The sequence below is a fragment of the Nostoc sp. 'Peltigera membranacea cyanobiont' 232 genome, assembly GCF_002245985.1.
Taxonomy (GTDB): domain Bacteria; phylum Cyanobacteriota; class Cyanobacteriia; order Cyanobacteriales; family Nostocaceae; genus Nostoc.
The window spans coordinates 1-9,516 of record NZ_NOLK01000223.1; the positions used below are offsets into that span (position 1 = coordinate 1).

Annotated in this window: 11 protein-coding genes; 7 read left to right on the top strand and 4 right to left on the bottom strand. The window is 43.1% G+C overall.

Annotated features, from left to right (window positions below):
* Nucleotides 1-16 precede the first annotated feature (16 nt).
* Entirely contained in the window at nt 17-1,876 is a 1,860-nt protein-coding gene (locus CDG79_RS44485; RefSeq protein ID WP_223278571.1) for a hypothetical protein, read from the bottom strand.
* Nucleotides 1,877-1,957: 81 nt separating this feature from the next.
* On the opposite strand from CDG79_RS44485, the gene CDG79_RS36810 reads away from it, so the two are divergent.
* Nucleotides 1,958-2,593 carry a type I restriction endonuclease gene (locus CDG79_RS36810; protein WP_094346499.1) on the top strand — a complete coding sequence of 212 codons (636 nt, stop codon included), beginning with the start codon at nt 1,958-1,960 and terminating at the stop codon, nt 2,591-2,593.
* A 25-nt stretch (nt 2,594-2,618) separates the two neighbouring features.
* Here CDG79_RS36810 and CDG79_RS43085 read toward each other — a convergent pair whose 3' ends face one another.
* The 3 genes from CDG79_RS43085 to CDG79_RS36820 all read right to left on the bottom strand — a co-directional run bounded on the left by CDG79_RS43085 (nt 2,619) and on the right by CDG79_RS36820 (nt 4,528).
* Complete coding sequence (locus CDG79_RS43085) at nt 2,619-2,804, bottom strand: hypothetical protein (protein ID WP_189525259.1); 186 nt, start codon at nt 2,802-2,804, stop codon at nt 2,619-2,621.
* Between the two features lie 255 nt (nt 2,805-3,059).
* Nucleotides 3,060-3,974, bottom strand: coding sequence for a hypothetical protein (locus tag CDG79_RS36815; RefSeq protein WP_094346500.1), 915 nt, complete (start codon nt 3,972-3,974; stop codon nt 3,060-3,062).
* A gap of 227 nt (nt 3,975-4,201) precedes the next feature.
* Nucleotides 4,202-4,528 carry a helix-turn-helix domain-containing protein gene (locus CDG79_RS36820; protein WP_094346501.1) on the bottom strand — a complete coding sequence of 109 codons (327 nt, stop codon included), beginning with the start codon at nt 4,526-4,528 and terminating at the stop codon, nt 4,202-4,204.
* A 211-nt stretch (nt 4,529-4,739) separates the two neighbouring features.
* On the opposite strand from CDG79_RS36820, the gene CDG79_RS36825 reads away from it, so the two are divergent.
* The 6 genes from CDG79_RS36825 (at nt 4,740) to CDG79_RS36850 (ending at nt 9,410) form a co-directional block, all read left to right on the top strand.
* On the top strand, nt 4,740-5,636 hold the full coding sequence (locus tag CDG79_RS36825) for a hypothetical protein (protein ID WP_094346502.1): 897 nt from the start codon (nt 4,740-4,742) through the stop codon (nt 5,634-5,636).
* Between the two features lie 118 nt (nt 5,637-5,754).
* On the top strand, nt 5,755-6,135 hold the full coding sequence (locus CDG79_RS36830) for a hypothetical protein (RefSeq protein ID WP_094346503.1): 381 nt from the start codon (nt 5,755-5,757) through the stop codon (nt 6,133-6,135).
* A gap of 58 nt (nt 6,136-6,193) precedes the next feature.
* Entirely contained in the window at nt 6,194-6,652 is a 459-nt protein-coding gene (locus CDG79_RS36835; protein WP_094346504.1) for a DUF1392 domain-containing protein, read from the top strand.
* Nucleotides 6,653-6,679: 27 nt separating this feature from the next.
* Nucleotides 6,680-6,997 (top strand): hypothetical protein, encoded by a 318-nt coding sequence (locus CDG79_RS36840; RefSeq protein WP_189525260.1) that lies wholly within the window; start codon nt 6,680-6,682, stop codon nt 6,995-6,997.
* A gap of 44 nt (nt 6,998-7,041) precedes the next feature.
* Nucleotides 7,042-7,485: an alpha-ketoglutarate-dependent dioxygenase AlkB family protein gene (locus CDG79_RS36845; protein ID WP_094346507.1), complete on the top strand. Its 444-nt coding sequence runs from the start codon at nt 7,042-7,044 to the stop codon at nt 7,483-7,485.
* A 260-nt stretch (nt 7,486-7,745) separates the two neighbouring features.
* Nucleotides 7,746-9,410: a DUF3854 domain-containing protein gene (locus tag CDG79_RS36850; RefSeq protein WP_094346505.1), complete on the top strand. Its 1,665-nt coding sequence runs from the start codon at nt 7,746-7,748 to the stop codon at nt 9,408-9,410.
* The last annotated feature ends 106 nt before the right edge of the window (nt 9,411-9,516 follow it).

The following is a 9,516-nucleotide window of genomic DNA, read 5'->3' on the forward strand; positions in this document are numbered from 1 at the left end:
AGCTTAATGCTTTACATCAATCCAATCCCAAATTTCTCATCGCTTTCCACAAATTAGGTCGTCGCTTATGCTGGACTTTCCATTGGGACAACAAACTATCATAACTCTGCGGTGCTAACTCCTTCAAAGCAGACATCCATTGTGCATTTTTCGTATAATCCGAGCTTTGAGACGAGTCCGGTCTAGGTACAAAGTTGTGTAAATTTGCTTGCCAATAAGCCATCACTCTTTCCCACAAATCAGGGGGCGCATATTCTTGGAGATACATTCTCCTAGAAATATCATCCCGTGTTGATAGTTGGTTTGGTAGAATCACAATCTCATAAAACTTAGGATAGGGGGATTTTCCCTGATACTTTATCTCAGTCAAATCTTTTGTTAACAAATGTAAAATACTATATTCCCCACCCAGTTGTCCTTCATCTCCAGGTAAATTCTCCAACCACTCGATAATTTGTTGCCTAAACCAAGTATGTCCTTTTTCCTTACTTGTAATACTATCGAGCAACCAATGCAACCACCAAGTATCTACGGGTTTTTGATTTGTATAAAAATATGAATATCTGTATGGTGTACCACGTTTAATTATTGATTCACGCCAAGATGTAAACAAGGCTTTGTGAGTATCTTTATTAACTGGTATCTCAGTAAAAGCTTTGAACATACTCGACCAGTCATAACAACATTCAAAAGTAATATGCTGAATTGACAAAGCATTCACCCATTCGATTTCTCCCAATTCTCGAACAGCTTGCTGATAATAGCGAAGTAAAGTTTTTTCTTTTTCCCAATTCCCAGGCTCGTAAGAAAATCCACCCACAGCAACAAATAGCAGCGAGTTTTCCGGTGTCCAGGGATTCAAGTCAGGTTTGTTTTTTAATAACGCATCCAAAGTCTCTTGAATCACTGTAAGACTTTCTCTATATTCCTGTTTAGCCAACAAATCCTCAATTACAGGTAAACCATTTTGCCATTCCTGGGAAATAGTAGCCCGGAGATTGTTCAAATATATCTCTGGGGTTGCAAATTGACGTAGCACTTCCATGTAAAACAGATGCCAATAAGAAAAGGTATTCTCTAGGTCATATTTCCACAGGGAACTATCTCGTTCGGCAGTCATCCCAGCTAAAACCAATTTCTTTTGCTCGTCGGGTAAATCTGAAAAGAAATCGATAACAGCATCATCATCTAAACTAATGTGGAAAACTTTTTCTTCCCACTCTCTTATTTGTTTAGCCAATTTGAAAGCATCTTGCCCTTGTTTTTGTATTCTCAACCATTCCCATTCCAACAAGCAATGGGTTATGGTTGGTTGCAAATTAATCCCATCACGAATTTCCATCCAGTCGGCTATACCGTCGGAGATTTCGCTTTCTGCTTCTAATAGATTGGCAGCAAAGCCATGAGCGTAACTAAAACTATTTGTAAAAGCCGTTTCCAGCAGTGGTTTCATCTTTTGTGCAACTGCTTCTAAATCTTCAACCAAAGCACAATCATCAAAGTAGGGTTCTTCCCAGCTTTCCTCTTGGACTATGTATTTCCCCTCTGACTGGGACGCTTCGGTAATAATTTCATTCCATTCTCGCCATAAATCCGACCACGTTTGAGCTAATTTCGCTAAAGAAGTTGCTTGTCTTTTGGTTGTTTTTGCCTGTTCACCTGTTTGCGATGGAGCAATTATTTGAATCAAAGTTGTGTGGGTATCTGCTTCAAGTTGAGCAAAAGCCGTTTGGCGCTGTTCATCAGATAAAATAGCAAATAAACTATCGAGTAGTTGGGAAATTTCCGCTTCGGTTAGTCCTTGCAAAATACGCGAACCAAGAGAACTTTCTACTTTGACGTTATCCTTATAAAAGATTTGATTCTTTTTTGGCATCTTGGTAAGCCCTCTTTTGTAGTAACTGTTATAGGTTAAATTAAATTATCCTGATATTAGTCAAGTAGTGTAAATTTAATCATGACCATAAGCATAGCCATCGCAGAAAAAATTACTACCCTTCGCCAAGTCGAGGAAAAACTGGGGTTAATCCTAAGTGGTGATAATCAATTTTTTACCGAATGGATGGCAGATTTACCAGCATTAAGTGAAGCAGAGCAGACAAGATTAGAACAAGTTCGACAAAACTATCTCTACCAAATCTCAGATGGAAGTCTTTTAGAAGAAACTGTCAAAATGGTCGTGCTATCACCATTACTTGAACTTGCAGGCTTCTATCAAGCACCTTACAGATTTAAAACCGAGGTATCCGTTGATATTGTTGCAGAAGGAGATAATGATGAGATTTTACGGGGCAGAATTGATGTTTTAGTTCTGCAAGGTAAATTATGGATTGTGCTAATTGAGTCAAAAAAGACGACTTTTGATTTAGAATTAGCGATTCCCCAGACATTAGCTTACATGGCGATTCATCCAAACCCAGAACAACCTCTGTATGGCATGATTGCCAATGGTAGCAGCTATTTATTTGTCAAAACCCTGGGTAAACAATATGGTATTTCTGATCTCTTTGCAACCCGATCGCAATATTTTAACAATTTATCTGGAGTTTTAAGAATTCTCAAGCATTTGGGTAGAATTATTATAGAATCTTAAGTTATTTACATAGTTTTTTGTTACATTAGTCTCTGATTTCCGACTCCATAACCCTCACCAGTTTTCTTCCAAAGCAGTTAAATAAGAACGCTTCAACTTCCCCAACGACTCCAAAAACTTTTGAACAGACTTCTCTAACGCACTGGAATACACTCGACTGATGCGATCGCAGACGAGCAATCACTCCTAGAGAAATGCCAGCTATCGACATCTTTCATCTTCTGAGGTTCTATTTGGTTTTATTCATTTCTAGCCAGTTGTAGAGCCTTAACTGAACTCTGTTGAGCGCTGTATCAATTTTGTAGAGCGTTTCTACAGCACTCCTTTGACAACTGGCATAGAACGGTACACTAGAAGCGGAAAGTTTTGCCCTATCCCTCATACAACTTCTTCGCTGTCCCGTTGTGGTGATATCTCCATTGAAACTGCAACCCAAAGCCATTGGATGCCAAATTGCCAAAAATGTTCAGGGTATTCTTCCATACTCCGACTCCAGAAGCGTCAACAATTTCTGTTCCACCGCCGTAAGATAAGGGCGATTCACCTTCCCCAATAACTGCAACAGACTTTTGACTGTCTCCTCCAGTGAACTCGAATACACCCGATTAATGCGATCGCAAATTACCTGCATCTGCTCACACTCAGCAGGCAGGTAGTTGAAAGACTTCAGGTGCTGTAACCCAACGGCGTACTCGCCGTCCCATATTTTCACCGTGCAACTGAACTCATTTACTTGGCTGACAATCCCCCAGCAGCCACCCTTGCCCCTAAGTTCGGGATTATCCTTGGCAAGAATTTGGCATACCTCGCCTAACTGGTAGGTATTGGGTACTTTCGTCCTTTCCATGATGCGCTGCACCGCATCTTTGACGATGCGATGAGATGGTACTTTCCCGTTGGCAGACTCTACAGCTTGCTCCCATGCTTCGGGCTGAATGTCCGGGTCAAGCTTGGACAGTGGTCTAACTTGCCACTCATTCGTCGGCAAAATGTGATCGTTCCGATCACATTTTTGCTCTAAGTTATCAAATATTACTGCTGCATCCATTAGAAGATAAGACTGGCGACGATTATGGCCAAAGCGATCGCGGCAATACTCTTCAAAGGTTTTGTGCGTGGAACGATATAATCTGCGATCGCGTAACTCAGTCAATGCCTTCCCTGCTTCAAAGAACGCTCTTTCCACACGCCGCTCTAGATGCAGGCGATCGCGCTGTTCTTCCTCTGTCAATTCTGGAACTTCAACAGCAGTAACTGTAATTGTTGCTGTAGCTGGGTTTTCTTCTTGGGAGATATCTTCAAGGTCTTGATCATCTGGCGGTGTGCTATCCCTGGATGTGGCAGAGGTGGCTTTTTTGCGCTTAGAGGATGGTTTAGTCATAATTCCACCTCTTGAACAGTACTTGAAGAGTTAACTTTCAGGCTCTTGTCCTCATTTACCTCTACCCATAGCAGCTTCCAACCATACTTGTTTTCCATATTGCGGCACTTCTCTTTCCTCTGTTGCAGCGTGCCGCGACTCTAATTTTTCTTGGTACTCATGCCCTACTCCACTTCAAGAAAGCAACGCTAATGCTACAGGCTTGATTAAATTTAAAGCGATTGCACTCATGCTGCAATCATCCCACTTGCATTTGTGCTTTTTGAATTGAGTGTGCTGATTTTGCCTTCTTTGACTTCATCAGCTACTTGAACTACTTTTTGTTCCTTCTCAGAACTTCCACCATCCTTATCAGGTACGCGAACTAGTAGATCGCCAACTTCACACTCCAAAATCTGGCATAACTTGTCTAATGTCTCCAAAGGTATTGATTTGGCTTTGCCATACTCAATTTTCTGAACATTAGCCAACGACATTTCAAGTCTTCTTGCTAGCTCATTCTGCGAAATTCTTCTTTCGTTTCTAATTTCTTTAAGTCTTACTTCCACGGGCATGAGTTGAATTCATATAAATAGATTAACCTACTTTTAGTAGTCTATCTATCAATAGTATTTATTGTAAGTAGCTCAATAGATAACTAACTATCATATAACTATCTATTGTCTTACCTACTAATAGTAGGTACTATAGTAATAACAAAAGACGACACCCCAAGCCTGGTAAGCAAAAGCGTCGTCTTTTGAACCCTTTACAGGAATCTATATCATGACATATCCCAAATACACACAGCAAGCCCTCTCTCGTTACACCGTCCCGCGCCTCAAAAGAATCGCTGCCGAACACGGCGTTACACCCACCGGAGACAAAAGAGCCACTGAAACTTGGGTAGACGCAATCATCAGCCACCAATCCGCCCAATTCCAGAAAGTCGCTAACGAACAAGCCCTCGCCCAAGCCGAACTCGACAACTACATCACTGACCAAGCCCAAGCCATAGCTCCCGAACCCTTCACAATAGTCGAAATCTCGTTTGACCATCACGAATATTACGCTGGTAATCAACTGGTAGCCAGCATTAGCCATGACAACAACCACTTAACGCAACCCTGGGTAGTAATGGTCAACGAGAAAGAAGTATTTCGTGCGAATACCCCAATGCGTTGCGATCGCTTCATTTGCACTCACTATAAAGATGGCTCATTACCTGTGCAAAAAGAAGCAGAGGTGCAGGGGAGCAGGGGTGCAGAGGGGAAAAACCTACAACAACTTTCTCCTCTGCCCCTCTGCGCCTCTGCCCCCATGCCTTCCTCTTCGACCGAAAACCAAATCATGGCGCATATCTTCAACGAGTGCCAGAATTATGGGTTTGAAATTCTTGATGATGGCATTTACAACAACAAGGGCGTGAAACTGGGGCAAGTCGGATGCACTGATGGTAACTGGTGGGTGAAGAGGCGTTATTCAGTCCAGCAGCAGTATTCTAACTCGGTGCTTGATGCAGTGCGTAGGCTTTGCCCGTCGCAGACATCGCTGTCGATGGTGGACGTGTCTACTGATGGCAAATCCATTTTTGATGAATATTTTTTAGACCAACCCTTAGAACAGCTAACTGGCGATAAATTGCAACGGCTGCTGGAGAGGGCAGAGTTAGTCACAGCGTAAGTCTTGGGCTTCATCTGGGAAAAAGTTAAAGGGTAAGGGGGAAAGGTAAATTTCTTCATTCCCTTCTCCTTTAGCCTTTCTCCCTTCCCCTCAATAATCCTTTCATTCACCAATCAATATGCAACCCACGATCTCAATCCCCCAACACTGGGGCTACCCTCGCTTTGCTTTGGAACAGCGTACTAAAGAAGGCATCATTCTGGGGTTTTATTACTACCCGAATGGTACTGAACTGGCTGAACAATTCGGTGATGGCTGGCGTTATGCGCTGATGCCTAACAAAAACTCTGATGAATTGTTCCACTTTCAAGAGTCTCAAATTCAACCGCTTTCCCCACAGGAATTATTCTCAGAAATCACCGCAGAGATTGAGTTTTATCAACAACAAATCTCCATCCGGCAACAACAGTTAGCCGCATTAAGCGGAGGTAGCACCAACGTTATCAAGTTCGGAGATGGCATCTCAAAAACTTTTTTGAAAATCCCCCACAACATCTAAAAAAGCGTATTGCTTCTATTGACTCCGAAGCCATTAATTACTTATTGGGGAGAAAAGCATGATTGACCACATTAACGCACTTCAAACAAGCTGGTATCTTTCTCCACCTTGGGGTCAAACAATTCCACCTGTTGAAGTCAATTTACTGGAGAGAGTTTTCCTGCGAACTACAAGAACATTCGGCTACTGCTGCGGTATGCAATGGAAACACGAATGTTGGATTTATTCAATTGATTGCGGAAAAGAAATCCGCCACGCCACACAAAACCAAATCATCGGGACTGGAGAATTAGAAGCCATCAAAGTGCAAAAACCTGCTTTTGTTTTGGGCGAAAGAGTGATCCTCTGTTCTCACGACAAGGGAACAAAACAACGGCTGATTTTGGGGATTGCGCTAGTGCATAATTCTTGGTTTTACCTTGTTGAATTGATGTCGCCAACGTTAATTAATACACCAACTATATCAAATCGTTTCTCACTGGTTGGTGAAAAAAGTTTGGTGCGGGTAAATGTTTAATTCTTTCTAATTACACAACGAAAAATTATGTCGCAAATTGAAATCAGCCAAATCATCGAACAGATTAAAGAAGAGATTGAAGTTGACGCTAATGGTCAGGCGAAAGCTAGCCTTCGGGCAACTGCAAGACTGGCTGGGGTTAGTGATAAAGCTATCGGCAAAGCATTAGAGAGCGCGAACCTGGAACCCTCCAAACTGGCTCAAATGCTTATGCAACAAACCTTTGATGCCGCGAACCTAACTGACTGGAGAACCAATGGTATCCCAGATGTTGCGATGCCTGCGGCGGGCGGGTACGCCATCGCAATTATCTTAGAGTACTACGCTTACGAAGCTGGTGCTTGAAACTGGAGTGGCAGCAGAATAAAATCAGAATCGCGGGTAAAACAATGTCCGTCCCCCGCCTTGAATGTATTTACGGTGATGCCGGATGTGATTATCTTTACTCCAACAGCGTGTTCTTAAAACCCCTTACTTGGACAGACAATCTGGCTAACTTGCGGGACAGAATCACTGCGCTGACTGGCTACAAATTTCGCATTGTCATTGGTAATCAATACCGCAGTGGCCAGGATTCGATTAGTTGGCACACTGACAATGAACCATCGATGGGATTCAACCCAGCGATCGCTTCCATAAGCCTCGGTGGTGTTCGCAAATTCCAAATCAAACCGAGAGATGGCAAACCAACCGACTTCTGGCTGGAACACGGGAGCTTACTTGTAATGCACCCTGGCTGTCAGTCTACACATCTTCACCAAGTTCCCAAAACAAACATTGTCGTTAGCACACGTATTAATCTCACATTTCGACCACACACCGGGGGGAAATAATTGTGATTCTCTTTCATCATGTATAATTCCGTGAACTAGTTCGTGTGTACTACTAAAGCTCAAAGAAGAGGCTCTTGGTAGGGGGTAGGAGAAGGGGAGATATTGCCGAACACATCTCAAGAGCCTCAACCAGGAAATTCCTTAAATTCCCCTCGGTTTTTACCAATACCTCTTCTTCATCAAGATTTTTTGCGCTGTCCGTCCTTTGAAAATATCAGACCAATTCGATTCATTTTCACTCACTTTCAAGGAGTTAAATCATGGGAGAAGCAAAACGCCGTCGCTTACTAGATGCCAATTACGGCAAATCAAGACAACCCTATACTCGTCAAAAAATCACTTACTCTCTTCTCAACCAAGAAACTGCACAAGAGATTGCATCTGTTTTTGATTTGATCATTGACGATTACGAATTGACAAAACATCATCTAATTTTGCCTCCGCCATCAGACCAGGGTGATGCTGCTAATGCGATCAACATAATTGATCCACTTGAAAAAGCAGGGGAGCTTGGGGGAGTTCTTCCCAAAAACTCTCTACCCCTTACCCCAATTCCTCTTATTTCCCCCAGCGTTGTGCCTCCTACCAAGAGCCTATGCGTTGATACACATCAAAATCCCAATAGTCAGCTAGCTCCAAACCACTGGCATGAATGGGTAGTCAATTCTGCCGTTGACCCCAAACTCACTGCCCTAAATGTACGTTCTCTCAGTGGCTCGGAAGTATACGAGTACCTTTTATACGCTCTCCCCCAAACTGCCCGACGTAACGATGGGCGATTGCGTGATGGCTACTTGAAAAGATATGCTCATGCAGAGTCGGGCGCATGGTGGGTTAGTGGACTTGACCCTCTCAATGACTGGCTACCGATGGACTGGGGAAGGATGAAACCCGATTGCCCAAGACTCGAATGGGACAAGACTACAAACGAGCAAACTCAAAAACCTGTCAAATACGAATCACCACCAAAAACCCCTAACCGTGTCACCTATCTCAGAGTTCCCCTCCACATCTGGAAGTTGATTGCCCTGCGCTATGACGTGCCGATGCCAGAGCATATTACCGTTACCGAAGATGGTGAAGCACTGGGGTTTTGGGCTTGGGTCATGGTTCACCCCTGCATCCCTGTATTTCTTACAGAGGGAGAAAAAAAGACAGGTTGTCTCCTAACTTTGGGTTATGTAGCGATCGCCCTCCCTGGAATCTGGAACGGTCGATTTGGTAAGGAAGACTTGGAATACCTGCACCCCGATTTAGTCCCAATGGCGCAAAAGGGTCGCAAATTCGTTATCCTTTTCGACTACGAAACTAAAGCCAAAACCAAACAGCAGGTTTTTGCTGCTACTCGTCGCACCTGTCAAGTTATTCTCCAACTTGCCTGTCAATGTGAAGTGGCATTACTCCCTGGCCCAGAAAAAGGAATTGACGATTGGGTTGTGGCTTTGGGCAAGAAAGCCGAGAAAGCCGTCGCCACCATGATTGCTGATGCCTTGAGAATCAGCGAGTTAAACCAAAGGTTTTTCATGAATCGTGCCAGGGGGCTTCGCAAATTCAAACCTAATATTATCGTTAATACTCGCTATCTTTCCACAGTCATCCGCTCACTGCCTCAATCGGGGTTAGTGGGTTTGGCTTCTGACATGGGAACAGGTAAGACCGAAATTTTGGCAATGATTAGAAGAGATAACCCAGACTTGAGCTTTTTGAACAACGGGCATCGGGTTACTTTACTGAAAAATCTTAGCGATCGCTTACAAACTGCAATGTACTCAGCTATCTCTTGCGGTGACTGGGCTAAAGCCAAAGCACTGAGTATTACTGTAGACTCATTGTATAAAATGGCGAACGATTTACAGGCTTATGATATTCTATTTATTGATGAAGCCTGTCAGTATCTTGCCCACGGGAGCAATGCGATTTTGTGAGATGACCCCACCTGGAGAGCGATCGCTAATAAAATCTTACGTATACAACGAATATTTAATACAAAAATCTAAATAATATTCCTTAGAAGATACAACCTGTGCCAAA

Excerpts from the sequence above, each read along its gene's own strand:
- CDG79_RS44485 (WP_223278571.1), bottom strand. The coding sequence starts at position 1,876 with ATGCCAAAAAAGAATCAAATCTTTTATAAGGATAACGTCAAAGTAGAA.
- CDG79_RS36810 (WP_094346499.1), top strand. The coding sequence starts at position 1,958 with ATGACCATAAGCATAGCCATCGCAGAAAAAATTACTACCCTTCGCCAA.
- CDG79_RS43085 (WP_189525259.1), bottom strand. The coding sequence starts at position 2,804 with ATGTCGATAGCTGGCATTTCTCTAGGAGTGATTGCTCGTCTGCGATCG.
- CDG79_RS36815 (WP_094346500.1), bottom strand. The coding sequence starts at position 3,974 with ATGACTAAACCATCCTCTAAGCGCAAAAAAGCCACCTCTGCCACATCC.
- CDG79_RS36820 (WP_094346501.1), bottom strand. The coding sequence starts at position 4,528 with ATGCCCGTGGAAGTAAGACTTAAAGAAATTAGAAACGAAAGAAGAATT.
- CDG79_RS36825 (WP_094346502.1), top strand. The coding sequence starts at position 4,740 with ATGACATATCCCAAATACACACAGCAAGCCCTCTCTCGTTACACCGTC.
- CDG79_RS36830 (WP_094346503.1), top strand. The coding sequence starts at position 5,755 with ATGCAACCCACGATCTCAATCCCCCAACACTGGGGCTACCCTCGCTTT.
- CDG79_RS36835 (WP_094346504.1), top strand. The coding sequence starts at position 6,194 with ATGATTGACCACATTAACGCACTTCAAACAAGCTGGTATCTTTCTCCA.
- CDG79_RS36840 (WP_189525260.1), top strand. The coding sequence starts at position 6,680 with ATGTCGCAAATTGAAATCAGCCAAATCATCGAACAGATTAAAGAAGAG.
- CDG79_RS36845 (WP_094346507.1), top strand. The coding sequence starts at position 7,042 with ATGTCCGTCCCCCGCCTTGAATGTATTTACGGTGATGCCGGATGTGAT.
- CDG79_RS36850 (WP_094346505.1), top strand. The coding sequence starts at position 7,746 with ATGGGAGAAGCAAAACGCCGTCGCTTACTAGATGCCAATTACGGCAAA.